This window comes from Ralstonia pickettii, assembly GCF_016466415.2.
Classification (GTDB): Bacteria; Pseudomonadota; Gammaproteobacteria; order Burkholderiales; family Burkholderiaceae; genus Ralstonia; species Ralstonia pickettii.
Window position 1 is genome coordinate 60,765 of the sequence record NZ_CP066772.2, and the last position, 26,491, is coordinate 87,255.

25 protein-coding genes are annotated in these 26,491 nt (G+C 64.5%); 18 read left to right on the forward strand and 7 right to left on the reverse strand.

Translation table 11 applies throughout. The annotated features are described in order from the left end of the window. Positions 1–7: 7 nt before the first annotated feature. From RP6297_RS16435 to RP6297_RS16460, 6 genes are all read right to left on the reverse strand, one after another. Positions 8–784 carry a DUF1295 domain-containing protein gene (locus tag RP6297_RS16435; protein WP_009239821.1) on the reverse strand — a complete coding sequence of 259 codons (777 nt, stop codon included), beginning with the start codon at positions 782–784 and terminating at the stop codon, positions 8–10. A gap of 2 nt (positions 785–786) precedes the next feature. Beyond that, complete coding sequence (locus tag RP6297_RS16440; RefSeq protein WP_009239822.1) at positions 787–1,986, reverse strand: SAM-dependent methyltransferase; 1,200 nt, start codon at positions 1,984–1,986, stop codon at positions 787–789. Continuing rightward, entirely contained in the window at positions 1,983–2,750 is a 768-nt protein-coding gene (locus RP6297_RS16445; protein ID WP_009239823.1) for a DUF1365 domain-containing protein, read from the reverse strand. The genes RP6297_RS16440 and RP6297_RS16445 overlap by 4 nt, the downstream gene beginning before the upstream one ends. Next, on the reverse strand, positions 2,747–4,042 hold the full coding sequence (locus RP6297_RS16450; RefSeq protein ID WP_009239824.1) for an NAD(P)/FAD-dependent oxidoreductase: 1,296 nt from the start codon (positions 4,040–4,042) through the stop codon (positions 2,747–2,749). The genes RP6297_RS16445 and RP6297_RS16450 overlap by 4 nt, the downstream gene beginning before the upstream one ends. Before the next feature lie 28 nt (positions 4,043–4,070). Beyond that, the gene (gene folE / locus RP6297_RS16455) at positions 4,071–4,799 is read right to left on the reverse strand and encodes a GTP cyclohydrolase I (RefSeq protein ID WP_009239825.1); all 729 of its coding nucleotides are present in this window, start codon (positions 4,797–4,799) and stop codon (positions 4,071–4,073) included. 100 nt (positions 4,800–4,899) lie between these two features. Next, complete coding sequence (locus RP6297_RS16460; protein WP_009239826.1) at positions 4,900–5,886, reverse strand: MerR family transcriptional regulator; 987 nt, start codon at positions 5,884–5,886, stop codon at positions 4,900–4,902. Between the two features lie 415 nt (positions 5,887–6,301). On the opposite strand from RP6297_RS16460, the gene RP6297_RS16465 reads away from it, so the two are divergent. The 6 genes from RP6297_RS16465 to RP6297_RS16490 all read left to right on the forward strand — a co-directional run bounded on the left by RP6297_RS16465 (position 6,302) and on the right by RP6297_RS16490 (position 13,517). After that, positions 6,302–8,317, forward strand: coding sequence for a glycoside hydrolase family 28 protein (locus RP6297_RS16465; RefSeq protein WP_009239827.1), 2,016 nt, complete (start codon positions 6,302–6,304; stop codon positions 8,315–8,317). Positions 8,318–8,393: 76 nt separating this feature from the next. Next, positions 8,394–9,386 (forward strand): TRAP transporter substrate-binding protein, encoded by a 993-nt coding sequence (locus RP6297_RS16470; protein ID WP_009239828.1) that lies wholly within the window; start codon positions 8,394–8,396, stop codon positions 9,384–9,386. Positions 9,387–9,520: 134 nt separating this feature from the next. Continuing rightward, positions 9,521–10,009, forward strand: a complete 489-nt coding sequence (locus tag RP6297_RS16475; protein ID WP_009239829.1) for a TRAP transporter small permease — start codon at positions 9,521–9,523, stop codon at positions 10,007–10,009. 6 nt (positions 10,010–10,015) lie between these two features. Continuing rightward, entirely contained in the window at positions 10,016–11,368 is a 1,353-nt protein-coding gene (locus tag RP6297_RS16480) for a TRAP transporter large permease (protein ID WP_009239830.1), read from the forward strand. Positions 11,369–11,428: 60 nt separating this feature from the next. Then, positions 11,429–12,637: a porin gene (locus tag RP6297_RS16485; protein WP_009239831.1), complete on the forward strand. Its 1,209-nt coding sequence runs from the start codon at positions 11,429–11,431 to the stop codon at positions 12,635–12,637. A gap of 226 nt (positions 12,638–12,863) precedes the next feature. Next, positions 12,864–13,517, forward strand: coding sequence for a GntR family transcriptional regulator (locus RP6297_RS16490; RefSeq protein WP_009239832.1), 654 nt, complete (start codon positions 12,864–12,866; stop codon positions 13,515–13,517). Positions 13,518–13,601: 84 nt separating this feature from the next. Here the strand turns inward: RP6297_RS16490 and RP6297_RS16495 are convergent, their stop codons facing one another. Further along, positions 13,602–14,609: a zinc-dependent alcohol dehydrogenase family protein gene (locus tag RP6297_RS16495; protein WP_009239833.1), complete on the reverse strand. Its 1,008-nt coding sequence runs from the start codon at positions 14,607–14,609 to the stop codon at positions 13,602–13,604. Positions 14,610–14,759: 150 nt separating this feature from the next. On the opposite strand from RP6297_RS16495, the gene RP6297_RS16500 reads away from it, so the two are divergent. The 12 genes from RP6297_RS16500 (at position 14,760) to RP6297_RS16555 (ending at position 26,482) form a co-directional block, all read left to right on the forward strand. Next, a complete protein-coding gene (locus tag RP6297_RS16500; RefSeq protein ID WP_009239834.1) occupies positions 14,760–15,146 on the forward strand; it encodes a winged helix-turn-helix transcriptional regulator in 387 nt (128 codons plus the stop codon). Next, complete coding sequence (locus RP6297_RS16505) at positions 15,143–15,466, forward strand: RNA polymerase sigma factor (protein WP_009277117.1); 324 nt, start codon at positions 15,143–15,145, stop codon at positions 15,464–15,466. The genes RP6297_RS16500 and RP6297_RS16505 overlap by 4 nt, the downstream gene beginning before the upstream one ends. Before the next feature lie 355 nt (positions 15,467–15,821). Further along, positions 15,822–16,403, forward strand: coding sequence for an FMN reductase (gene msuE / locus RP6297_RS16510; RefSeq protein ID WP_009239836.1), 582 nt, complete (start codon positions 15,822–15,824; stop codon positions 16,401–16,403). Between the two features lie 50 nt (positions 16,404–16,453). Continuing rightward, a complete protein-coding gene (gene sfnG / locus RP6297_RS16515; protein ID WP_009239837.1) occupies positions 16,454–17,602 on the forward strand; it encodes a dimethylsulfone monooxygenase SfnG in 1,149 nt (382 codons plus the stop codon). A gap of 93 nt (positions 17,603–17,695) precedes the next feature. Next, positions 17,696–18,610 carry an ABC transporter ATP-binding protein gene (locus RP6297_RS16520; RefSeq protein WP_009239838.1) on the forward strand — a complete coding sequence of 305 codons (915 nt, stop codon included), beginning with the start codon at positions 17,696–17,698 and terminating at the stop codon, positions 18,608–18,610. Positions 18,611–18,624: 14 nt separating this feature from the next. After that, complete coding sequence (locus tag RP6297_RS16525) at positions 18,625–19,506, forward strand: branched-chain amino acid ABC transporter permease (RefSeq protein ID WP_198286344.1); 882 nt, start codon at positions 18,625–18,627, stop codon at positions 19,504–19,506. Between the two features lie 3 nt (positions 19,507–19,509). Beyond that, positions 19,510–20,589, forward strand: coding sequence for a branched-chain amino acid ABC transporter permease (locus RP6297_RS16530; RefSeq protein WP_009239840.1), 1,080 nt, complete (start codon positions 19,510–19,512; stop codon positions 20,587–20,589). 57 nt (positions 20,590–20,646) lie between these two features. Next, the gene (locus RP6297_RS16535) at positions 20,647–21,978 is read left to right on the forward strand and encodes an ABC transporter substrate-binding protein (protein ID WP_009239841.1); all 1,332 of its coding nucleotides are present in this window, start codon (positions 20,647–20,649) and stop codon (positions 21,976–21,978) included. A 44-nt stretch (positions 21,979–22,022) separates the two neighbouring features. Then, positions 22,023–23,279, forward strand: coding sequence for an acyl-CoA dehydrogenase family protein (locus RP6297_RS16540; protein ID WP_009239842.1), 1,257 nt, complete (start codon positions 22,023–22,025; stop codon positions 23,277–23,279). Positions 23,280–23,290: 11 nt separating this feature from the next. After that, complete coding sequence (locus RP6297_RS16545; protein ID WP_009239843.1) at positions 23,291–24,124, forward strand: ABC transporter ATP-binding protein; 834 nt, start codon at positions 23,291–23,293, stop codon at positions 24,122–24,124. Beyond that, positions 24,096–25,298, forward strand: coding sequence for an acyl-CoA dehydrogenase family protein (locus tag RP6297_RS16550; RefSeq protein ID WP_009239844.1), 1,203 nt, complete (start codon positions 24,096–24,098; stop codon positions 25,296–25,298). Before RP6297_RS16545 ends, RP6297_RS16550 begins: the two co-directional genes overlap by 29 nt. A 23-nt stretch (positions 25,299–25,321) precedes the next feature. Then, positions 25,322–26,482: a sigma-54 interaction domain-containing protein gene (locus RP6297_RS16555; RefSeq protein ID WP_009239845.1), complete on the forward strand. Its 1,161-nt coding sequence runs from the start codon at positions 25,322–25,324 to the stop codon at positions 26,480–26,482. Positions 26,483–26,491: the final 9 nt, after the last annotated feature.

Sequence of the window (26,491 nt, forward strand, 5' to 3'; positions counted from 1 at the left end):
GTGAACGTCAGTGGCGCGGCGGCCATGGGATCAGCACGCTCGTTGTGCGGGCGTATTCGGCGTAGTCGTCTCGCGTTGCGCGCATGTGGGCTTCAAGCATGGGAACGCCCGAGACCTTGATGAGCAGCCACGCCATGGCCACCGGCGGCAACAGCGTCAGCCATGCCCACGGCGTGCCGAGCGCCAGGGGCACGTAGGCCAGCCAGTGCACGCATTCAAAGAAATAATTGGGATGCCGCGAATAGCGCCACAGCCCCGCCCGGCAGGTCTTGCCGCGGTTGGCCGGGTCCGCCGCAAAGCTGCGCAGTTGCCGGTCCGCCAGTGCCTCGCCGGCCACGGCAATCAGCCACAGCGCAATCGCAATCGCCACGGCAACCGCGCCTGGTGAATCGGGGCGGTAGCTCGGCACGGCAAACGCGATCGACAGAAACATCGATACCGCCGCCTGCACCTGGAAGAAGCCGAACATGTTTCGGGGTGCGGCTGCGCCCCACTCCTGGCGCAACTTGCGGTAGCGCGCGTCTTCCGGCTTGCCGGCATTGCGCTGCCACAAGTGCCAGCCCAGGCGCACGCCCCACACCGCGCCACCCGCACCGACCAGCAAGCGTGCAGGCAACGAACCCGTCCCCAACCCGGCGTACAGCAATGCCACTGCGCCCAGGGAGAATGCCCAGACCGGATCGACCATGCCGGCATTCTCGGTGCGCAACTGCCACGCCCACACGGCACTGAACACCGCCACCAGGAATACCAGCGCGACGAGCGCGACCCCGATCGCAGGCATGGTCACCCCCGCTCCAGCAGAAACTGCGACACGCCGATCCGGCCCTCGTCAAAGCCAGCCTCGCAGTAAGCGAAGTACAGGCGCCAGATGCGGATGAACGAATCATCGAATCCGAGTGCGCGCACGGCATCGAGCCGGGCTTCGAAGCGCTGGCTCCAGCGGCGCAGTGTCTCTGCGTAATCGCGGCCGAAGTCGAGGCGGTCCACCACACGCAAGCCGTGCTGCTCCGCCAGCTTGATGAAGCGCTCACGGCTGGGCAACATGCCGCCCGGGAAGATGAACTGCTGGATGAAATCGGTGCCGGCGCGATAGCGCTCGAAATGCGCTTCGTCGATGGTGATGCTCTGCACCAGCGCGCGCCCCCCATGCCGCAGGCAGCGCACCAGCGTCCGGAAGTAGCTTGGCCAGTAAGCCTCGCCCACTGCCTCGAACATCTCGATGGAGGCGATGGCGTCGTACGCCCCATCCAGATCCCGATAGTCACGCAGCTCAACGCGCGCCCGCGGCTCGCCGGCCAGGCGCTCGGCCGTATAGCGGCGCTGTTCTTCCGAGAGCGTGATGCCGTGCACATGCGCACCGCGCGCACAGGCCATTTCCATCAGGCCGCCCCATCCGCAGCCGATTTCCAGCACATCCATGCCGGGCTCCACCCTCAGCATGTCGCACGCGCGCCGATACTTGGCGGCTTGCGCCTCAGCAAGCCCATGCCGCAGATTGCCGTTGAAACAGGCAGACGAATACGCCATGCCCTCGTCCAGCCACAGGCGATAGAAGTCGTTACCCAGGTCATAATGCAAATGGATATTGCGACGGCTGCCGCGACGGCTGTTTCTGCGCAGCAGGTGGCGCAGGCGCAGGACGGAGCGCGCCAGCGCATTCCCGAAGATCGCCTGGTCCAGCGTGGCCGCATTGACGATGGCTAGCCGCAGCAGGTTGGTGAGGTTGCCCGAGTCGATCCATCCGTCGCGATACGCCTCGGCAAAGCCCACGTCGCCGCTGCGCAGGATGCGCCCGCAGGCGCGCCAGTCGATGATGCGCAGATCCGCCACGAGCGGCGAACCGGCATCGCCGATCTGCACATCGCCATCAGGCGTGACAAGGTGAAGAGAGCCGTGCCGCAGCCGACCGGCCAAGGCCAGAAACAGCCGGCCGGCAGCAGGAACATGGGGCGGCACCCAGGCAAGGGAGCGCGAGACTGTCATCGGGAGTTCTCCGGAGAAGATCTGTCGTGCGGGGCGCGGCCAAAGAACGGCACGCCCTTGAACCACAAGCGCAGGGCTTGCCAATGGATGCGGCCGATGACCTGCAGAGCAAGCAAGGGCTGGCGCAGCAACGCGCGCCGCAGGTGAGCGGAATCGAAAGGCTGCAACCGGCCGCCGATGGCGGTATGCAGCAAGGCGCCGTCTCGGTCGTGATAATCGATGCGCACAAGCGCCGTTGCAGCGCCCTCGGCAAAGCGGAACCGATAGCCGCCCTCGACCCTGCAGAAGGGCGATACATGCAGCTGCTTGCGGCACGTCAGCACGGTATGCGGGTCGATGGCTCCACCGCCCTGCGCGCACAGCAGGTATTGATGGTGCTGCCCAAAGGTGTTGTTGACCTCGGCCAATATGGCGCGCAGCGTGCCTGCCGCGTCGTGGCAATACCAGAACGAGACGGGGTTGAACATCCAGCCGGCAATACGCGGAAACGTCTGCAGCCAGACCTCGCCATCGGCAGGCAAACCTGCGCTGCTCAGCACGCCACGTATCCAGGTAAGCAGGTCCGTGCCGTCTCGCGGGCCGTAGTCTCGCGTGCGCAAAGACAGCGGCCGGAGGCAGTCGACGCCAAACCACGTCCCGGTCAGGCGCCCCAGCGCGGAAAGCTTCACGCGCACGGCAAACACCGGATAGACAAAGCGATTGGCCACCGGCCGCAGGCGGCGGTGCATGACCTGGCCGACAAGAAGCTGCGCGTCGCCGTTCATGGCGCCACCTGTGCCCAGGCTGGAGCGCAGCCGAAATCCGCCACGACGCGCAGGGCGGACTTCAGCCCATCTTCGTGGAATCCGTAGCCGGTCCAGGCGCCTGCAAACCAGGTGCGACTGCGGCCCTGCAATGCCGGCAGGCGAGCCTGCGCGTCGATGGCCGGTTGATCGAACACAGGATGCTCGTAGTCGAAGCGCCGATACTCAAGCTCGGGCGCGGGCGGCGCGGATGGATTGAGCGTGACCACCACGGGCGTCGACACCGGCAACGGTTGCAGCTGGTTCAGCAGATAGCTGACGCACGGCGCGCCCGCCGTGGTGCCGGTGTGCGGCGCATCCAGATAGTTCCACGCCGACCACACGCGCCGTCGGCGCGGCAACAAGCGGGTATCCCGGTGCAGGAATGCGGTGTTGGGCTGGTACCGGAAAGCGCCCAGCACGGCGCGCTCGTCGTCGGTGGCATCGTCGAGCAGATGCAGCGTCTGCGGAGCGTGTGTGGCGAGCACCACGGCGTCGTATCGCTCGCTTCCCGAATCCATGCGCACATCGACATGGGTCTCTGCCCGGCGGATGCCTCGCACCGGCGTGCCGACACGCACATCGGCCAGCCGGCTGGCAATCGCCTGCACATAGCTGCGCGCGCCGCCTTTGACGGTACGCCAACGCGGCCGGTTGAAGACCTGCAGCAAGCCGTGGTTTAGACAGAATCGAAGGAACGTTTCGGCTGGAAATGCCAGGATCTCGCGGCTCGGCGTCGACCAGATTGCGGCCGCCATCGGCAGCAGATAGTGCGCGCAGAACGGCTCGCCATAGCGGCCGGCCGCCAGCAGCGCGCCGAGGCTGTGGCGCTCGCTTCGGGCCACCGCCAGGTTGGTGTGCGCCTGGCGGTTGAAGCGCAGGATGTCGCGCAGCATCGACAGGAACCGCGCCGACACCAGATTGCGCGGCTGCGCAAAGACCGTGCTGAGGCTGGTACCGGCCCATTCCAGTGCCCCGCCGTCGACCGACACGCTGAACGACATGTCGCTCTCGCAATGCGCCACGCCCAGCTCGTCGAACAACGCAATCAGGTTCGGATACGTGCGCGAATTGAACACGAGAAAGCCGGTATCGACGCCGAAGATCTGTCCGCCCTCTTCGATGTCGACTGTATTGGTATGCCCGCCAAGCCGTGGGGCGGCCTCGAACAGCGTCACGGCGTGCCGCTTCGCAAGAAAATGCGCCGCCGCCAGCCCCGAGATACCGGAGCCGACCACGGCGATACGCTTTGCAGGAAACTGAAGAATGTTCAAGGCAATGCCTCTTGGGGTGGCTGGGCGCTCATCCGCCGTTGCGGCCGGGCAGCAGCGCAAGAAACTCGCGCCGCAGGCTGGCGTCGGTCAGAAACACGCCGCGCATCACGCTGCTCACCATGCGCGACTCGTCGTCTTTCGTGCCGCGCCAGTGCATGCAGTAGTGTTCGGCCTCCAGCACGACAGCCAGGCCGTCGGGCTCCATCCGGTCTTCCAGCAAATCGGCAATCTGCTTGATGGCTTCTTCCTGGATCTGCGGACGGCTCATGACCCAGTCGATCAGCCGGGCGTACTTGGACAGCCCGATGAGCTGGGAGTCCTGGCGCGGCATGACACCGACCCACGCGCGTCCCATCACCGGACACAGGTGGTGCGAGCAGGCGCTGCGCACCCGCAACGGCCCGACCACCATCAGCTCATTGAGCCGCTCCGCGTTCGGAAACGCCGTCACTTCGGGGGCTTCGACATAGCGCCCGGCAAACACCTCGCGTATGAACATCTTGGCCACGCGGCGCGCCGTTTCCCGGCTGTTGTGGTCTTGCTCCACGTCGATGACGAGTGCGCGCAGCACCGCCTGCAGGCGCTCCTCCACCTCTGCCTGGAGCAGATCCAGTTCGCCGTCGCGCAGGTAAGCGGCGATGTTGTCGTTGGCGTGAAAGCGGTGGCCGGCGCTCATCAGCCGCTCCCGAATCCGGACAGAAAGCGGCACGCCGCCAACCGCACCGGCAAACCCGGGCGGATCCAAAGTCAGTTTCATTGAAGTTGCCTCCGAAAAGTCGGCGGTGCTTTCACCGCCCATGCCGCCTCAGGCGAGCTGCCGCGCGAGGTGGGAGGGACGCATACCCACCTATACGCAGCTAACCCGCAGGTGGATGCAGCGTCTCGGCCCGAATGGCGAATTCCATCGCATCTTCGAGCATCAACCGCGCACGGTTGGCGACATCGCCCAGATAACGGTGAAGTTGTTCATCGAGCGACGACCGCACCGCACAGCCATCGCTGAACCGCTCGAATGCATCGAGCTGACGGATCAGCCCGACAAGATGCCGTGGGCATTCGCAAGCAAGCGTCTGCGATGCGTTGGCGAAGATCTCCAGCTGGCGGTCCGTGAACCTGCGCGCATTGCGCCGCAACGGCTCGAGCTTTCCGTACACGGCATCGACGCGCACAAGCTGCGCCAACTCCTGCAGAACCTGGTCGAGTTCGCCCTGTGCGTTGGGCTCTCGATACAGCCGCACGCCGGCCGCGCGCAGCATGTCGGTGGCACGCACCGTGCCAAAGCTGTAGATCACGCCCACAGCACTGGCGCCGCAACGGCGTGCCGCAGCCAGCACGGCTTCTGCCGTTTCCGGATGCAGGGAGGCAGCTTCCACGACCAACGCGTCGCTGCGCGGCGGTGGGTCGAGGAGTGCCTCGCCGTCAAGCGCGGGCAACTCGATGACGGCCTCGATACCCAGCGACGCAAGCGTGCTCTTTCTGCGCCGGACGCGCTCGGCCAGCAGCGCGCCGCAGACGGCCATCGAAATGGCCGCGGTGGATGGCGCTGGCGCGGCCGCCTCCACGGCCACGGAAGCTTCCAGCAACTGCTGGAGTTCGGTGCTGTCCGCATGCGCAATTGCACCAATTGCGTGCCCCTGGTTGACGAGTGCACGCAGCAGCGCGAGGCGCCGGACGTCCTCGCTGGAATACAACCGTTGGCCGGACTCCGATTTGGCCGGCGAAATCACGCCATAGCGCTGCTCCCACACACGCAGGGTGGATACAGGCATTTTGGCCATGCGGGCGGCGGTTCCGCTTCGGTACATCGGGGCCGCGTTGTCTTCGTGTGGCACGTGCGTCTCCATGCAAGAGCTGCTTTGTTGACATGAAACGCTGTGCCGCTGACATCGTCAATGAAATGAAGCGCAAAACGCGCTTTTGGGTCGCGCATGAGTCGAGATTGAGTCGCGATTCCGGCGTGAACCCGTTGTGCATAGCTTCCGATTGCCGAGTTCCCCACGCTTGCGCCGTACCGCAACGGCCGTAGCGCTTTGTTGTTATCCACTGGCTGCGCGGAGCGGCGCGCCGACCATCCGCATCTCCACAAGACTGCTGAAGAAGCCCTCGCCGCCCACGTACTCCTCAGGTGGGGATGGGGAAAACCCACCCTTGACCTCTAATATATCAATCCATAAATTCTGATATATCAAAAGGCGTGCACCGGTTCTGCAGCTTCCGGCCTGGGCGACACGTCAGAGAAAAACACCGACGAGGAGACCCATGACAGCGCCCTTCCATCACCGGCGGCGGCCGGCCTTCAATGCCCGCACCCCGGACAATCCATCCCGGCGCGCCTTTCTGAGCTACGGCGGTGCCGTGGTCGGCGGGGCGCTCGTGGGCGCCTGTGGCGGCGGTTCCGACGACGCCGCGGCACCGGTTGCCACCACGCCCACGGCCCCCGTGCAGGCAGATCCGATCTGGGGCCCGAGCGGGCTGGCCACCACCATCATTTCTTCGCTGAAGAGCGTGGCGCAGAGTGCATTCCCGGCCGTGGATTTCCAGGTCGAGGCGTATGGCGCGCAGCCCTGCAGCGTTGTCGCGCAGACGAGCCCCTACACCGATCCGACCAAGTCGCCCGTCAGTTCAGGCGCTGGCGCAACGCAGGCACCCGGTGCATTCGATTCGCGCCCTGCGTTTCTGGCAGCCATTGCAGCTTGCAGCGCAGCAGGCGGCGGGCGCGTGGTGGTGCCTTCGGGCACGTGGTATTGCGCCGGGCCAATCGTCCTGCAGAGCAACGTCAACTTTCACCTCAGCGCCAACTGCACGATCTACTTCAGCGCCAATCCGGCCGATTACGCCAAGGATGGCCCCATCGACTGCGGCACCAACGGCAAGCTCTTCTACAGCCGCTGGCAAGCCGACGATTGCCTGAATTACGGCTCGCCCATCTACGCACGCAACGCCAGCAACATCGCATTGACGGGCGAAGGCGCGACTTCGGTGCTCAACGGCCAGGCCATGACGCCGTTTGCCGGGACAGGCAACACGAGCACGTGCTGGTGGACCTTCAAGGGCACCAACGGCGCCTATGGTTGCGCAAGCTCGAGCACGCCGTCGCAGGCTTACAGCAACCCGAACAACGTCGACTTGCAGACCGCTGCGCCCGGCATTCCGAGCGCGCTGTACGCACAGCTCACCAATCCGGCGACGCCGTGGCAGCAAGACCAGAACTATCTGCCGGCGCTGTCCGAAGCCGGCGTTCCGGTCGAGAAGCGCATCTTCGGGCTCGGGCATTACCTGCGCCCCTGCATGGTGGAGTTCATTGGCTGCACCAACGTGCTGATGGAAAACTACCGCACGGTCAACACGCCCTTCTGGCAACACCATCCGGTGCACTGCACGAACGTGGTGATCCGTGGCGTGACGGTCGACAGCATCGGCCCGAACAACGACGGCTTCGATCCCGACGCCTGCAGCAACGTGCTGTGTGAAAACGTCACGTTCAACACGGGCGACGACTGCATCGCCATCAAGTCGGGCAAGAATCTCGACACCGGCTACGGCCCCGCGCAAGACCACGTCATCCAGAACTGCACGATGAACAGCGGCCACGGTGGCATCACGCTGGGCAGCGAGATGGGCGGCGGCGTGCAGAACATCTATGCGCGCAATCTGGCGATGCTCAATCAGTTCTGGGCAACGAACTCGCTGAACATCGCCATCCGCATCAAGACCAACATGAACCGTGGCGGGTTCGTGAAGAACTTCTATGTGACCAACGTCAGCCTGCCCAACGGCGTCAATCTCACGGGCGCCGGCTACGGCAGCAAGATGCTGGCAGGCAGCCCGATCAACGGCACGGTGCCGCTGGGTGTAGTGACGCCCAACGCGGCAAACCCGTCGGCATCGCAAGGCGGGATCATCACCTTCGACTGCGACTATCAGCCCGCTGCCGACGCCATCCGCACGCGGCCAGCGCTGGTGCAGAACGTGAACATCTCCAACGTGACTGCCGGCAATGTCACCACCGGCGGCCTCACGGGCTCGTGCTTCCAGGCCATCGTTGCGCAGGGCCCGGTGGCGTTCGACTACAACGGCCCGCTGCCTGTGCCCGCCATTCCGCCAATCACCGGCGTGACGATCTCGAACTGCAACTTCGGCACGCCCACCGCAGCAGGCCCGGCAAGCGCCACCACGCCGGGGCCGCTCTACGCCTACAACGTGCACGACATCACCCTGCAGAACGTGGTGATCGCAGGACAGACCTTCAACACCACCGTAACCGACGCCCGCTGAGCGATCGGCCTCCGTGGCGCTCGGCTGGCTCCGCCGGCCAGCGCCTCTTCACTTCGAACTTGCAGCCAACACATCCATGAAACGCTCTACCGCAATCGCTCGTACGTCCCTGCTGTTCGCTGCGCTGCTGTCCGCCTTCGCAAGCGGCGCAGCGCAGGCGCGCACCTTCCGTGTCGCCGACGTGCATGGCGACACCTATCCGACCAACATGGCCGTCAAGTTCATGGGCGAGGAAATCAAGAAGGCCACCGACGGCAAGGATTCCGTCAAGGTCTTCGGCAACAGCGCGCTGGGGTCAGAGAAAGACACCATTGACCAGGTGCGCATCGGTGCGATCGACATGGTGCGTGCCAACGGCGCTGCCTTCAACGAGATCGTCCCGGAGTCGGTCATCCCCTCGCTGCCCTTCCTGTTCCGCGATATCGAGCACTTCCGCAAGGTGATGTACGGCCCGGTCGGCCAGAAGATTCTCGATGCATTTGCCGCCAAGGGCTTCATCGCGCTGACGTTCTACGAGAGCGGTGCACGCTCGATCTACGCCAAAAAGGCCATCCATACGCCAGCCGACATGAAGGGCGTGAAGATCCGGGTGCAGCCGTCGGACCTGATGGTGGACGAGATCAAGGCCATGGGGGGCACACCCACGCCGATGCCGTTCAGCGAGGTCTACACCGGCCTGAAGACGGGCCTGGTGGATGCGGCGGAAAACAACATCCCGTCGTATGAAGAAACCAAGCACTTTGAAGTCGCGCAGATCTACTCCGAAACGCAGCATGCGATGACGCCGGAGGTACTCGTCTTCTCCAAGAAGATCTGGGACACGCTCACGCCGCAGGAGCAAGCCGCCATCCGCAAGGCGGCCGCCGACTCCGTGCCGTACTACGTCAAGCTGTGGACCGCACGCGAGCAGGCCGCCACGGCAACCGTGACCAAGGGCAACGCCACCATCGTGCCGGCGTCGCAGGTGGACCGTACCGCCTTCGTCAAGGCCATGCAGCCGCTCTGGGCGAAGTACGAAACCACGCCGCAGATGAAGGACATCGTCAACGCGATCGTCGCCACCAAGTAAGCCTGCAACACCGCTCAAGCGCGGGGCCTGCGACTTTCCCGCAGGCCACGCGCCGGGCAGGCTCCCGATGTACGACGTTGGTACACCGGCCATGCCTGCCCACCCCCGATACCACGCTCCCCTCCAGGTTCAGCATGCAATCGATGTCTTTACTCAAACGCATCAACGATGCGTTTGCGCTCGTGCTCACGCTCGTGGCGGCGCTATGCCTGGCCACGCTGACCGTGCTCGTCTTCTACGGCGTGGTCATGCGCTACGTCTTCAACAACGCGCCGGATTTTGTTGAACCCATCGCCCTGCTCATGGTGGTGGCCATCGCCATGTTCGGGGCCGCGCTCAAAGTGCGCGAAGGCGGCCATATCGGCCTGGATTCCTTTGTTGAGCGCCTGCCTGCTGGCGGCAAGCGCGCCGCGCACGTGCTGCAGAAGCTGTGCCTGATCGCCTTTGCCGTGGTGATCTTCATCGGCTGCTTCGACATGGCCGAAACCACGTTCGGAGACCGCATCCCCATCCTCGGTCTGCCTGAAGCCGTCCGCTACTGGATTCCGATCGTCGCCAGTGTCGCCATCGCCCTGTTCGCTCTCGAACGCCTGATCGGGCTGTTCGCGCAAGACGCACGTTAAGTCACCATGGACCTCGCCATTCTCTCCGTCAGTTTTCTGGCGTTTCTCATGCTGGGCGTACCGGTTTCGTTCGCGCTCGGCCTGTCATGCGTGCTGACGTATCTGCACGAAGGTCTGCCGGCGGCCACCGCCATGCAGTCGATGATCTCCGGCATGAACGCGTTCTCGTTCCTTGCCGTGCCGTTCTTCATCCTGTCGGGCGAGCTGATGCTGCACGGCGGCATTGCAGACCGCATCCTGCGCTTCGCGCAAACACTGGTGGGACACTTCCGCGGTGGCCTGGGCATGGCCAACGTGGTGGCCTGCACGCTGTTCGGCGGCGTCTCGGGCTCGCCCACCGCAGACACCTCAGCCATGGGCGGCGTGGTGATCCCGCTGATGAAGCGCGAAGGTTACAGCGCAGCCTACGCCGTGAACGTGACCACGCATGCCTCGCTGGCCGGCGCGCTCATGCCCACCTCCACCAACATGATCATCTACGCCTTTGCGGCGCAGGGCATCGTGGGCTCGCTCAACGGCCAGCAGGTGAGCGGCGTGTCGATTGGTGACCTGCTGTTCTCCGGGCTGCTGCCGGTACTGTGGGTCATGGGCTTCGTGTTGATCGCCGCCTACTGGCAAGCCAAGCGCTACGGTTTCCCGCGCCGGGCCGACGGCTCGACCGAGCTGCCGCCCTTCCCCGGCTGGCTTGCCGTCGCACGCGCCTTTGTGGGTGCGGTACCGGGCCTGATGGTGATCGCGCTGATCCTGGTGTGCGTGGCCATGGGCATTGCCACCGCCACTGAAGCCGCCGCCATCGCGGTTGCCTATTCGCTATGCCTCACGGTGCTGGTCTATCGCTCCATGACGTGGACCAAGTTCCGCCGCGCCCTGGCCCATGCCGCCAAGACCACGGGCGTGGTGCTGTTGCTGATTGCCGTATCGAACATGCTGCGCTTTCAGATGGCCTACCTCGAGATTCCGGACGCCATCGAGCAGATGCTCACGCAGACCAGCGCCGCACCGTGGCTGATGCTGCTCTACATCAACATCCTGCAGGTGTTCCTGGGCACGTTCGTCGACATGGCGGCGCACATCCTGATCACCACGCCGCTGTTCCTGCCGATGGCCATGCATTGCGGCGTCGGCCCGGTGCAGTTCGGGATCATGCTCCTGCTCAACTGCTCGCTGGGGCTGGTGCATCCGCCCATCGGCTCGGTGCAGTTTGTCGGCTGCGCCATCGGTGAGGTCTCGATCGGCGAGACCACCAAGATCGCGTGGCCCTACTACCTCGCCATCTTCACCGCCATCAACGTGGTGACCTACATGCCGTTCTTCTCGACCTGGCTGCCGAGCGTGATCAACGGACACCCGGTGTTCTGAGGCCGTCCCAACGAATAACCAACATGCAGCCACGGCTGCGACATCAAGGAAGGAGTCGTCATGAAGCGCCAATTAGCAATCGCAGCAGCGATCGCGCTCACGGGGGGCGTGGCCGGATCGGCGTACGCGCAGAGCAGCGTCACGCTGTACGGCAACATCGACGTGTCGATCGGGTATCAGAGCAACCAGACCTCGGTCGGCTCGACATCGAACGGCCACTCGGTCGTAAAGCAGAACAGCGGCATCTGGTCGGGCAGCCGCTTCGGCTTCAAGGGCAACGAAGAGCTGGGCGGCGGCAACAGCGCGCAGTTCGTGCTCGAAGAAGGCTTTAACGGCGACACGGGCTCCCAATCGGTCTCGGGGCTGATGTTCAACCGCCAGGCCTTCGTGGGGCTGGCCAACCGCGACCTGGGCACCGTCACGCTGGGCCGTCAGTACACGGCGTATTTCTCGATCCTCGCCCCATATAGCCCGATCACCTGGCTGACCGGCTTCTACGGCGCGCACCCGGGCGATATCGACTCCCTCGACACCAACTACCGCGTCAACAACTCGGTGGTTTACACCTCGCCCACGCTGGGCGGCGTGACCTTCAGCGGCTCGTACGGCCTGGGCGAAACGCCGGGCAGCGCGGGCAACGGCTCGACCTGGAGCTTTGCTGCGCGCTACGCCAATGGCCCGGTCGGCGTGGGCGCGGGTTTCATGCGCGTGAACAACTCGACGGTGGGCGGCGGTGCATGGGGCGCAAACTCATCGCTGTCCAACGGCGGCAGCGAACCTGCTGTGTCCGCCATCAATGCGGGCTACCAGCTGGCGGCTGCGCAACAGCGCTTTGCCGTGTTGGGTTCTTACACCTTCTCGCCGGCATGGGACGTGTCGGTGTCGTATACCAACGTGCAGTACATCCCGGGCGTGAACTCCAAGTTCGCCAGCCAGGCGATCTTCAATACCGGCGGCGCAGTGCTGCACTACAAAGCCACGCCGACGCTGGACCTGGCTGCGGGCTATTCGTATACGCGCGCCACCAAGGCCAACGGCATTGCCGATGCAGCGACGTATCACCAGTTCAACCTGTCGCAGTACTACAGCCTCTCGAAGCGCACGGGCCTGTACGTTCTGGAGGCGTATCAGAAGGCAAAGGGTAAGACGATCTCGCCCACCGGCAGCATCATCGATGCCACGGCGTCGATCGGCGACGGCCAGAACGGCGCACCTTCGGCAACGGGGTCGCAGCTGGCGGTGGCTGTCGGCATGATTCACCGGTTCTGACCGATTGACGCGCCCGGCACGGTGTCGGCTTCGACGCTGTGCCGGGTTCGCCTCAGTTCAAGCGCGCGGACTTTGCCGCTATCATGATGCCCGCGCTGCCCTTGGCCTGTGACCGCATCGACAATCCCAGGCACCGCCGTTGCAATCCCATCCTCTCCCAATTGAACTCGTTGCGAGCTGTATGACTTCGCGCCCTTTCCCCTCGTCACCTGAGGACGAGGCCACCATGACCGCCTCTCGACGCGTGTATCTCAGTCTGCGCGAGCGGATCGTCGAGATGGAGTTGCTGCCCGGAACGCGCATTGTCGAGAAGGACCTCGCAGAAGAATTCGGGACCAGCCGCACGCCCGTGCACGAGGCCGTCCAGCGCTTGGCAGAAGAAGGCTTGATCGACGTGCAGGCGCGCGTCGGGACATTCGTCTCGCGCATTCCGCTCAACACGCTGGAAGAAGCCATGCTGGTGCGCGGCGCGCTGGAAGTCGCCATCATCGAGAAGGCCGCAGAGCGCATGACGCCCGAAGGCATCCACAAGCTCAACGTCGTGCTGGAGCGGCAGGCGCAATGCGTGCGCGAGAGCAACCGGCGCGGTTTCTTCCGCACCGACGAAGCGTTTCACGCCACGCTGGCCGAGCTGTCGGGCTACCCCGGCGTCTGGCAGATCATCCTGGAAGTCAAAACGCAGATCGACCGTTACCGGCTGCTGACCCTCCCCTTGGAGGGTCGCATGACCGAGGTGCTGGCCGAGCACCGCGCCGTGATCGACGCTCTCGCGTCCAACGACCCGAAGCGGGCTGTTCGCGCCATGCGCGAGCATCTGGACCACGTACTGCCGGTGCTGGAAATCACACGCCGGCTGCGGCCCGAATACTTCACCGTTTAAGCGCGGCGCCCACGCCGGTGCATCGGCCGGCAGATACGGGGCGGCGGCGCCCCACCCGGTGGTGTTTCGCGCCGCCCAGGCAATTCAAATCGACAGGCAGAGCTTGCCGAAATGCTTGCCCGCCGCCTGATGCGCAAACGCATCGGCAATGTCCTCCAGCGCAAACGTCTGATCGATCACCGGCTTGATGCCGGTTGCATCGATCGCGCGGACCATGTCGCGCTGGTGGCGCCGGCTGCCGACAATCAAGCCCTGCAGCGTCTGGTGCCGTCGCATCAGCTCGACGGTCGGCACCGGCCCGGCAATACCGGTGAGCACGCCGATCAGGGCGATATGTCCGCCGGTGCGGCATGCCTGGATGGATTGACCCAGCGTGTCGGGCCCGCCCACTTCGATCACGTTGTCGACGCCCCGGCCATTCGTGTACTCCAGCACTTTGGCCGCCCAGTCGGTATCACGCCGGTAGTTGATCGTGAAATCGGCGCCCAATGCCTGCGCCCGCGCGAGTTTGTCGTCGGAGGACGAGGTTGCGATCACGGTTGCGCCCATGCTCTTGGCAAATTGCAGCGCAAAGATGGACACGCCGCCCGTGCCGAGCACGAGCACGGTATCACCCGCCTTCAGGCGCGCGTCGACCACCAGCGCCCGCCATGCGGTCAGCCCCGCCGTCGTCAGCGTCGCCGCCTCGGCATGGCTGTAGCCGCGTGGGGCATGCGTGAACCAATGCGCCGGGCGAACGACGTATTCGCGCGCATAGCCGTCAACGCCGTCGCCGGGTACGGTCGCAAAATCGGAAAGTGTCGGGCCGCCATCCAGCCACGTCGGGAAGAACGTCGACACGACCGAATCCCCCACGGCAAACTCGTCGACCCCCTCGCCGATCGCCTCCACCACCCCGGCGCCGTCGGACATCGGGATGCGGCCGTCGGCGCTGGGCATGCGTCCGGTCACCACACCCAGATCATGAAAGTTGAGCGAGCTGGCATGCACACGCACGCGGATTTCTCCGGCGCCCGGCTGGCCGGGGTCGGGCAGATCGACGAGATGAAGTTTGTCGAGGCCAGCAGGCTGGCGCAGGGTAATGGCTTTCATGAGGACGACATCCTTGATGGAAAGGTTGCGAAAAGGCAGCGCCGCGCAACTTGCAGCGATACCGCATTGCAGGCATTGTCAGGGCCTACCATCTGCATCGTAAGAACGTACAATTTTCACAGGTACTATCAATTTTGTAGGTATAAAACCATGCGTCTGAAACGTCTGGACGGCAAGAGCGGCTGCGCCGTCGAAGTCACACTTTCCGTGATTGGTGGGGTCTGGAAGCCAGTGATCCTGTTCCACCTGTTACCTGGGAAGAAGCGCTTCATGGAGTTGACGCGGCTGATTCCGAATGCCACGCAGCGCATGCTGACGTTGCAATTGCGCGAACTCGAGGCGGACGGTGTCATCGCGCGGCACGTGTATCCGCAGGTGCCGCCCAAGGTCGAATATGCGCTCACCCCGCTTGGCGAGTCGCTCGCGCCGGTGCTCATCAGCCTCCGGGAGTGGGGCGAGTCGTACCGCACAAACGAGATGTCCCGCGAGCCCGCCGCACCCCCGCAATGCGCGCGCGCCGAGGCGATGGCGACTTGAAGTCACACGAGGGCTTCCCAAAAGAGCCCGACGCGCTGGCGCAACTTACACCCTCGCCCGTCGTCGAGCTGAACCGCGCCGTGGCAGTGGCCATGGCATATGGCCCGCAAGCGGGGCTCGACATCGTCGATACGCTGCTGGCCGAACCGGCGCTGCGCAGGTATCACCTGTTGCCCAGCGTGCGCGCCGATTTTCATGCACGCCTCACGCGCATGGACGAGGCACGCGTCGAGTACGAGCGTGCTGCTGCACTCACGCACAATCGGGAGGAGCGTGCGCTGCTCCTTCAGCGCGCAGCCGGGTGCACTACCCGCAGCTGACGCGGTCGATCATCAGATCACCACTTCGACCTGCACGTCGATCGTGATGCTTTGGAAGCAACGCTCCAGCAAATTGCGCGCTCGAAAGCATCCGGAATTCGTCTTTCGATATGACGATGCGCAATTGCGGAATGGCAACAACACGCCAACATCAAAGACTGAATTCAATTCTCTTTACAGCTCAGAGACTTAGCGTGAAACGCGAGCATTGAAATATAGATGCTCCGATTTCTACGTATGCCACTGCACATGGTGCAACGCAGAATGATTTGCATGCGCAGGACATGGCTCAAGGCCGCCCGCGCTCAGGCATTCATATCGTTCCGTCGATCGCGCAAGCGCAGAGGTACTCACAATGAGTCGCAAGTTCAAGGTCGTGGCCGTTTCGGGGAGCGTGCAGCGCCCCTCGCGCACACTCGTGCTGGTCGAGCAACTGCTGGCCGCCCTCGCCGAGGTGCTTCCCATCGATGTCCACCTGATCACGCTCGAAGAGCTGGCCCCGGCCATTGGTGGCACGTCGTATCGAGACCAGTTGCCGGGCCGGGTGCAGGCGGAACTTGCCGCCATTGAGTCGGCCGATGTGCTCGTTGTCGGGAGCCCCGTGTATCGCGGCTCATACACCGGTCTGTTCAAGCATCTTTTTGACCTCGTCCACCACGAAGCGCTCATCGACGTGCCTGTCCTGTTGGCTGCGACGGGTGGCAGCGACCGTCACGCGCTGGTGATCGATCACCAGCTGCGCCCGCTTTTCAGCTTCTTCCAGGCGCGCACATTGCCGCTGGGCGTATATGCGTCCGAGCAGGATTTCAGCGGCCATGAGATCACCAGTCAGGCACTGCGCGAACGGATCGCCCTGGCCGTTGCGCGCGCATTGCCGCTGTTGAGCGCGTCTTCGGCCGACGATCTTCGCACCGCTCCGGTGGCGCAAGCTGCTTGAAGCACCCGCTTCGTTCGTTCCCATCCCACACAGGACAAAGGACCATCGCGATGAGCCAATCCTCTTCCAGCGCCAATATCAAGTTTGCCTACTGGGTGCCGAACGTCAGCGGCGGCCTGGTCGTCAGCACCATCCCGCAACGCACTGACTGGAGCCTGGAGTACAACCAGAAGCTGGCACAGACGGCCGAGAAAGCCGGCTTTGACTATGCGCTCAGCCAGATCCGCTTTACCGCCGGCTACGGTGCTGAGCATCAGCATGAATCGGTATCGTTCAGCCAGGCGATCCTGCACGCCACCACCAAGCTGAAAGTGCTCGCAGCCATCCTGCCCGGCCCCTGGCATCCGGCGGTGGTGGCCAAACAGCTGGCAACCATCGACCACATCTCCAACGGCCGCATCGCCATCAATGTCGTCAGCGGCTGGTTCAAGGGCGAGTTCCAGGCCCTGGGCGAACCTTGGCTTGAGCACGACGAGCGCTATCGCCGCTCCAACGAATTCATCCGCGTGCTCAAAGGCATCTGGACGCAGGACAAGTTCACGTTCAAGGGCGACTTCTATCGCATCAACGACTACACGCTGAGCCCCAAGCCGCTGCAGAAACCGCACCCCGAGATCTTCCAGGGCGGCAGCTCGCGTGCCGCGCGCGACAACGCGGCCAGCGTGTCGGACTGGTACTTCACCAACGGCAACACGCCCGAAGGGATCAAGGCGCAGATCGACGATATCCAGGCGAAGGCCCGCGAAAACGGCCACACGGTCCGCATTGGCGTGAACGCCTTCATCATCGCGCGCGATACCGAAGAGGAAGCCAGGGCGGTGCTGGACGACATCATCAAGCATGCGCACGTGGAAGCCGTGCATGCCTTTGGCGATGCGGTGAAGCAAGCCGGCAAGGCATCGCCCGAAGGCGAAGGCAACTGGGCGAAATCCACGTTTGAAGATCTCGTCCAATACAACGACGGTTTCCGGACCAACCTGATCGGCACGCCGCAGCAGATTGCGGAGCGCATCGTGCATCTGAAGTCGATCGGCGTGGACCTCATCCTGGCGGGCTTCCTGCATTTCATCGAAGAAGTCGAATACTTCGGACGGAAGGTGCTGCCGCTGGTGCGCGAGCTGGAAGCCCAACGCGCCGCCACAAGCGGTGCCACAAACGCCGACACGCGCGAGGCCGAGGCCGCCACGTCCGCCGCCTGACCGCCTGATCTGATACCCGCGTTCCCCATACGCGCCCGCTCAGTCGAACGGGCGCGGGGGAGTTCTGTTGCCTGTCGCTTTGCGAAGACCGCCATGTCTCACACGTCTGCTGAACTTGCTGTCCCGCCTCCGCCGCTTGCACGCTACGCCGACTCGCGCAGCGCCGATGCACCATCGCCTGCACGCAGCGTTGACGGCGGGGCCGTAGAAGCTGCGGCACCCGTGCTGCGGTTGACCGACATCGACCTGTCGTTCGGCGGCATTCAGGCGCTCAGCGGCATCGACCTCACGGTGGCGCCGGGGGAGATCCGCGCCATCATCGGCCCCAACGGCGCAGGTAAAAGCTCGCTGGTCAACATCATCAGCGGCCTGTACCGGCCGGACCGCGGAAGCATCTGGCTCAATGGGCGCGCCACGCGCAAGGTGTCGCCGGCAAGCTTGGCCGGACTTGGCATTGCCCGCACATTCCAGAACCTGGCGTTGTTCAAGGGCCTGCGCGTGCGCGACAACATTGCACTGGGCCGCGTACAGCACACCCGTTCCGTGTTCGTCGAGCAGTTGATCGGGCTGGGTCGCGCGCGCCGCGAGCTGGCCGACGCGCGCGAGCGTGCCGAACAGGTGATCCACTTCGTCGGCCTGACAGAAGTGCAGGACCAACTTGCGGGCACGCTGCCCTATGGGCTGCAGAAGCGCGTTGAACTGGCGCGTGCCCTCGTCGCGCGGCCACGCCTATTGCTGCTTGATGAGCCGCTCGCCGGTATGACCGTGACGGAGAAGGTCCAGATGGCCGACCTGATCCGCGCCGCGCGCGACCAGTGGGGCACCACCATCGTGCTGATCGAACACGACATCGGTCTCGTGCTGGGCCTGTCCGATCGCGTGGCGGTGCTCGACTACGGCCGCAAGATCGCCGACGGCACGCCGCAGGCAGTCCGCGACGACCCGGCCGTCATCGATGCTTACCTGGGCGTGGCACACGCAACAGCAGACGCGGCGGAGACCCAATGATGGGCGACTTCGACCTGGCGTTCTTTGCCGAGGTGCTGGTGGGCGGCCTGCTGTCTGGCGTGATGTATTCGCTGGTGGCGATTGGCTTTGTGCTCATCTACAAGACCTCGGGCGTGCTCAATTTCGCGCAGGGCGCGCAGCTGCTGTTTGCGGCGCTCACATTTGTCAGCCTGCTCGAGCGCGGCGTGCCGTTCCCGCTCGCGTTGCTGATCACCTTCACGTTGATGGTGCTGCTGGGGCTCGGGATCGAGCGTGTGGTGCTGCGGCCGCTGGTCAACCAGCCGCCCATCACGCTGTTCATGGCGACGCTCGGCCTGTCGTACGTGATTGAGGGCGTGGCGCAGTTGGTGTGGGGCACGCAGGTGCACGCGCTGAACCTCGGCATCTCCGATGCGCCGTTGCAGATCGGCGGGATCCTCGTCTCGAGCTTTGACTTGTTTGCCGCCGCCATTGCAGCCGTCATGGTGACGGCGCTGTCCGTCTTCTTCCGCTACACGCGCATTGGTCTGGCGTTTCGCGCCGTGGCGGACGACACGTACGCAGCGATTGCCGTGGGCTTGCGGCTACCGCGGATCTGGGCAACGGTCTGGGCCGCGGCCGGCGTGATCGCCCTGGTGGCAGGGCTGCTGTGGGGTGCGCGCCTGGGGGTGCAGTTCTCTCTATCGCTGGTGGTGCTCAAGGCGCTGCCGGTGCTGGTGCTGGGCGGCTTCGATTCGATCCTGGGCGCGGTGGTCGGCGGTTTGATCATCGGCGCGCTGGAGAAGCTGGCCGAGGTGTACCTGGGGCCATTCGTCGGTGGCGGCATCGAGAGCTGGATCGCCTACGTGGCCGCGCTGGCCTTCCTGCTGGTCAAACCGGGCGGGCTGTTCGGCCTGCGCCCCGTCGAGAGAGCTTGAGTCATGTCGACTGCATTGGACTCCACTTCCGAGCGCCCTGTGCGCGCCACCATCGCGCGAGCCCACGTGCCCTGGCCCACCTGGGCAACGCCCGCCGTGACGCTGCTGGTGGCCTACTTCGTGGTGCCGCTGGTGGCATCGGACTACTGGCTGGACGCCATCCTCATTCCGTTCCTCGCGCTGTCGCTTGCAGCGGTGGGCCTGAACCTGTTGACCGGCTACGCAGGCCAGTTGTCAGTGGGCTCGGCCGCCTTCATGGCAGTGGGCGCGTTCGCCGCATACAACTTCAACCTGCGCGTTGAGGGCCTGCCGCTGCCGGTGAGCATCGTGCTCGCCGGGCTGGCCGCCACCGCCATCGGCGTGGCGTTCGGGTTGCCGAGCCTGCGGCTGCGCGGCTTCTACCTGGCCGTATCGACCCTCGCCGCACAGTTTTTCGTGCAGTGGGCACTGACCAAGTACGGCTGGTTCAGCAACAACAACGCATCGGGCGTGATCGACGCGCCGCCCATCGTGGTGGCGGGCTTCGCGTTCGATACGCCGGCGCTGCGCTACGTGTTTGCACTCACGGTCGTGACGATCCTCACGGCACTGGTCTGGCGACTCGTGCAAACGCCCACTGGCCACCATTTCATTGCCGTGCGTGACAACGAAATGGCGGCACGCGTCACCGGCGTGCCCGTGCTGCGGACCAAGCTGCTGGCGTTCGCCATCTCATCGTTCGTCATTGGCGTGGCAGGGGTGCTGTGGGGTTTCGTCTATCTGCGCACGGTGGAGCCCGCGGGCTTCAATCTCGATCGATCGTTCCAGATCCTGTTCATCGTCATCATCGGCGGCCTGGCGACCATCCGGGGCGCGTTTCTGGGTGCTGCGCTGGTGGTGGTGTTTCCGCTGCTGCTATCCCGCTTTGGCGCGTTCGTGTTCGGCGGCCGGTTCGACTCCGGCGTGCTGGACCTCAGCCAGCGCATCGTGATCGGTGCGCTCATCGTGGCCTTTCTGATTGCCGAGCCGCAGGGCCTTGCCGCTCTGTGGCAGCGGGTGCTGCGCCGGATAAGCAACGTCGCGCGTGCAGCTTCCAGGCGCTGATTCCGTCCTCTTTCCCTACTCAACCTACGTCGTATCGATACCAGGAGCTTCTGCACCATGTCTCTCCCCCGCACCATCAAGATGGCGCTGCTGACCGGCGCGCTGGCCCTTTCTGGCCTGACCGGTCTGGGCGTACAAGCCGCCCATGCGGATGAGCAGTTCTTTCCGCTGCAAAGCTACCGCGTCGGCCCATATGCGGCCGGCGGCACGGGGTTCTTTGGCGGCTTCATCGATTACCTGAACCTCGTCAACACGCGAGACGGCGGCGTGGGCGGCGTCAAGCTGACCTGGGAGGAAGGCGAAACGCAGTACGAAGTGGAGCGCGGTGTGGAGGTGTACGAACGCCTGAAGACGCACCCCGGCATCGCCACATGGAACCCGCTGTCGGTCGGCATTGCGTACGCGTTGCTCGACCGGGTGACAGCCGACAAGGTGCCGTTGCTGACCATCAACCACGGCCGCACCGATACGACGGACGGCCGCGTGTTCAAGTACATCTTCCCGCTGCTGCTCAACCCGTATAGCGAAACCTCGGGCATCGTCAACTACATCGGCAGCAAGGAAGGCGGTGTCGACAAGCTCAAGGGCAAGAAGATCGTCGTGCTCTATCACGGCTCGCCGTACGGCAAGGAGACGATCCCCATCTATGAACTGCTGGCAAAGAAATACGGCTTCACGGTGCAGCAGATCGAGGTGCCGCACCCGGGCAATGAACAACAGTCGCAGTGGCTTGCCATCCGCCGCGCCAAGCCCGATTACGTCGTGCTGCGCGGCTGGGGCGTGATGAACCCGGTGGCGCTCAAGACGGCACAGAAGACGGGCTTTCCGGCCGACCACATCATCGGCAACGTGTGGTCCAACTCCGAAGAAGACGTGATTCCGGCCGGCGATGCCGCCAAGGGCTACGTCGCTATCACGACGGTTGCGGCGGGTGCCCAGTATCCGGTGATCCAGCAGATCACCAAGACGCTGTATGACCACGGCAAGGGCAACCTGCAAGACAAGAAGCGCATCGGCAGCGTGTACCACAACCTCGGCGTGCTCAACGGCATCCTGAACGTGGAAGCCATCCGCATCGCGCAGGCCAAGTTCGGCAAGCGCACGCTGACGGGCGACGAAGTCCGCTGGGGCCTGGAGAACCTGAAGATTGACGAAGCCCGTGCCGCCGCGCTGGGCGCCAAGGGCCTGTTCCACTCCATCAACGTCACGTGGGACAACCATGAAGGGGATGGCCGCGTCGCCTTCCAGCAGTGGGATGGCACGAAATGGAACGTGATCTCCGACTGGATTGCGCCGGACTGGAAACTGCTGCGGCCGATTATCGAGAAATCGTCGCTGGCGTACGCCAAAGAGAAAAACATCAAGGTACGCACGAGCATCAACGATTGAGTTCCGCTGTCTCTCCACCCTGCTCGACCACCTGGAGGTTCGCCATGACGCAGCCGCACGCCGAGACCTTGTTCGGCGCCCCCTACGAAACCCTTGCGCAGAAGTACCGCCCCGTCTTCCAGCGCATTCGCGAAACCGCCCTGCAGCGCGAGCACAACCGCCAGCTCGGCGTCGACGCCATCCAATGGCTGAAGCAGGCGGGCTTCGGCGCGGTGCGCGTGCCGGCCGAATATGGCGGCGACGGCGCCACGCTGCCCCAACTGTTCCAGCTGCTGATTGAGCTGGCCGACGCCGATTCAAACATCGTGCAGGCGCTGCGCGGGCATTTTGCCTTCGTGGAAGATCGCCTGAACGCACCGCGCGATGCGGGCAACGAAGTCTGGCTGCGGCGCTTCGTGGCCGGCGATCTGGTCGGCAACGCGTGGACGGAAGTCGGCGACGTGGCCATTGGCGATGTCATCACGCGCATCTCCAAACGGGACGGCCGCTGGGTTGCCAACGGGCGCAAGTACTACAGCACCGGAAGCATCTTTGCCGATTGGGTGGACCTGTATGCGCGCCTGGAAGACGGCACCGACGTGATCGCCGCCGTCAGCTCACATCAGCCGGGCGTGACGCACCACGACGACTGGAACGGCTTCGGCCAGCGCACCACCGGCAGCGGCACGTCGGTGTATGAGAACGCCGCCGTGGAAGACGAGAACATCTTCCCGTTCAGCAGCCGCTTCAAGTACCAGACGGCGTTCTACCAGCTGTTCCACCTCGCCACGCTGGCCGGCATTGCGCGCGCCATCACTCGCGAAGTTGCGCAGCAGGTGCGCGAGCGAAAACGCATCTTCAGCACCGGCAATGCCTCGGCGGTGGCGCAAGACGTCCAGGTGCAGCAGGTGGTTGGTGAGGTATCAGCATTGGCCTACGCAGCGGAGGCCACGGCCATTCGCGCCACGTTTGCCGCCCAGCGCGCCTACGATGCCCGCTGGGCCGGCGACGCTGCGCAGGAGCGCCAGGCCAACATCGAGGCGGAACTCGAATCCGCGCAAGGGCAGGTGGCGATCTCCGATCTGGTGTTGCGCGCATCCACGCAGTTGTTCAATGCGCTCAGCGCGTCGGCCACGGCGTCGAGCAAGGCGCTGGACCGTCACTGGCGCAACGCGCGCACGGTCGCTTCGCACAATCCGCTGATCTACAAGGCGCGCATCGTCGGCGACTGGCACATCAACGGCACCGAGCCACCGTACGTGTGGCAGATCGGTGCAGGGCCGGGTGCCGCGGCGACGCAGCCCATCGCGAAAGCAGCTTGAGGGCAATGGCGATGGGTGACTCCGCTGTGCTGCTGCGCGTCAACGGTGTGGAAGCGACGTACCAGAATGCCATCGTCGCCTTGCACAACGTGAACCTCACCGTCCAACGCGGTGAGGTGCACGCGCTGCTGGGGGCGAACGGTGCGGGCAAATCCAGCACGCTCAAGGCGATCTCGAACCTGCTGGTGCCCGAACGCGGCCAGGTGACTGCCGGCACGATCGTCTTCGACGGGCATGACGTCGCCCGCACCACGCCTGCGCAGCTCGTGCGCCTTGGGCTCGTTCAGGTGCTGGAGGGCCGGCGCTGCTTTCCGAACCTGTCCATCGAATCGAACCTCGTCACGGGTGCGCTGGGCCGCAGCGCATCGCGTGCAGAGACTGCTGCCGACCTGGAACGCGTGTACGCAATCTTCCCGCGCCTGAAAGCACGGCGCAGGGTCGCCGCCGGCCTCACGTCGGGCGGTGAGCAGCAGATGGCCGCCATTGGGCGCGCGCTGATGTCACGCCCGCGCCTGCTGGTGCTGGACGAGCCGTCGATGGGCCTCGCGCCCCTGGTCGTGCAGGACATCTTTGCGAGGCTGCGGCAGCTCAATCGTGAAGACGGGCTGTCGATCCTCGTGGCCGAACAGAACTCCACGGTGGCCCTCCAATACGCCGATCGCACCACGGTGCTGGAGGCGGGCGTCACCGTGCTCAATGACACGGCTGAGGCGTTGGGCCAGCGTGAGGACATCCAGCATTTCTACTTTGGCCGCGATGTTGCGCACCAAGCACCAGCCTTGGCGCGAGCGGTCCATTCGTCTTTCCCGATTGTTCATGACAACAGAAACGGCAATCTTTCCTGAAACCGAAACCCTTGCTGCGCCGGCCCCGCAATCCGCCAAGGCACTGGCTGCCCAGTTCGCCCGAACGGCGGTGGAACGCGATGCCGTGGGTGGCACGCCCTTGGCCGAACGCGACGCGTTGCGGCGCAGCGGCCTGCTCTCCCTGGCGATTCCCAAGCGCTATGGCGGGCACGGTGCCAGTTGGGCCGAGACGTTGGATACCGTGCGCGAGTTCGCGCAGGTGGATAGCTCCATCGCCCACGTTTATGGCTTCCACCATCTGCTCTTGGCCACCGTGCGACTGTTTGCACGGCCGGACCAGTGGGAGCCGTGGTACGAGCAGACCGCGCGCAAGCACTGGTTCTGGGGCAACGCGTTGAACCCGCTGGACGATCGCACCATCGTGCGCCGGTTCGACGGCTGGTACGAGTTCTCAGGCAAGAAGAGCTTCTGCTCGGGCGCCTTGGATTCGCAAATGCTGATTGCCTCGGGCATCGATGAACACAGTCACAAGCTGCTGGTTGCAGCGGTCCCGACTGCACGCGCCGGCATCACGCTCAACCACGACTGGAATGCTTTCGGGCAACGCCAGACGGACAGCGGCAGCGCCCTGTTCGAAAAGGTCCGAGTGGAAGAGAACGAACTGCTCCGCGATCCGGGGCCGCTCACCACGCCTTTTTCGTCGTTGCGCCCGTTGCTGGCGCAGCTGGTGTTCGTGCACCTGTTCCTGGGCCTGGCAGAAGGTGCGTTCGAGCAGGCCCGGCATTACACGCTGCATGAGGCGCGACCGTGGCATCGGTCTGCAGCCAAGCGTGCAAGCGAAGATCCGTACACGCTGGCCCACTACGGTGAGTTCTTTGTCGGCCTGGAAAGCGTACGCCTGCTGGCCCGGCAGGCGGCCACACGGTTTGATGAAGCGTGGGCGCACGGCCCCGCGCTGACCGCGCACGCGCGCGGTCATGTTGGTGTCGCAGTCGCCACTGCCAAGGTCGCAGCCACGCGGGTCGGGCTCGATCTGACCAGCCGGATGTTCGAGACGACCGGCGCACGCGCCACGCATGGCGCGCTCGCGCTGGATCGCTTCTGGCGGAACCTGCGCACGCAGACGCTGCACGACCCCGTCGATTACAAGCTGCACGAGCTGGGCGACTGGGCGCTGAATGGCACGCTGCCCGAACCTTCCTTCTATTCCTGACCCCACGCGCTGAATGGAAAATCATGGCGACGTTCCCTGTATGGCCTCCGCCGCCTGGCCAGGAGCCGGCGGCCAGCACGCCAGAATGGATCTTCGAAGACCCGCGCTCCCGCGCCCTGCTCGATGAAGTCGAACAGGTGGCGCCCAGCGACGCGGCCGTGCTGATCTCTGGTGAAACCGGCACGGGCAAAGAGCTGATTGCCCGCTACCTGCACAACCGCAGCGCGCGGCAGGGAGGGCCTTTCGTGGTGGTGAGTTGCGGCGCCTTCTCCGACACGCTGGTCGATGCAGAACTCTTCGGCCACGAAAACGGTGCGTTCGCCGGCGCATTCGGCACGCAGGTCGGGTGGTTCGAGCAGGCCAACGGCGGGACGATCTTCCTCGACGAGGTCAACGACCTGCCCTTGCCTGTGCAGAACAAGCTGCTGCGCGTGCTGCAGGAGCGCGAAATCGTGCGCCTGGGCGGGCGCACGCCCATTCCGGTCGATCTCCGGATCGTCGCGGCCACCACCGTCGACCTGGAAACGCTGGTCCGGGAGAAGCGCTTTCGCAAAGATCTTTACTACCGGCTGAATGTCGTCAATCTCAACGTCCTCACGCTGAAGGAGCGTCCGGGCGACATCGTTCCGCTGGCACGCTACTTCATCAACACCTACAGCAAGCGACTCGGCCACGCGCGCGCCACACTCACACCGGCAGCCGAACGCCTGCTGACACAAAGCCCCTGGCACGGCAACGTGCGCGAACTTGAAAACGTCATTCATCGGACGCTTCTGCTGTGCGATGGAAACACCATCGATGCGCCCGAGCTGAGGCTGTCGAGCCGCTCTGCCTGTGCGCAAGCTCAGACCGAGACCGACCCACCCATTGCTTGCGCGACCGCGTCGACCACGCAACCTTCTGTGCCGTACAGCACAGACGAAGCTGACCTGCTATGCCAAGCGATCCAGCACCTCTGTAACGACAGCGTGGGGAATGTCTATCAACTGGTGGAAGATGCGCTGTTCCGGGAGGTTTTTCGGTACTGCCACTACAGTCAAAGCGACGCCGCACGCGTGCTGGGTGTAAGCCGCAACGTGGTGCGGGCCCGGCTGATTCGCCTGGGCGAGGTTGGCGCGCCGCGCACGTCACCTTTTGCCGCCAAGCCCGGGACACCGGCACACGAAGACGTGATGGGCACGTAGCTTGCTCGC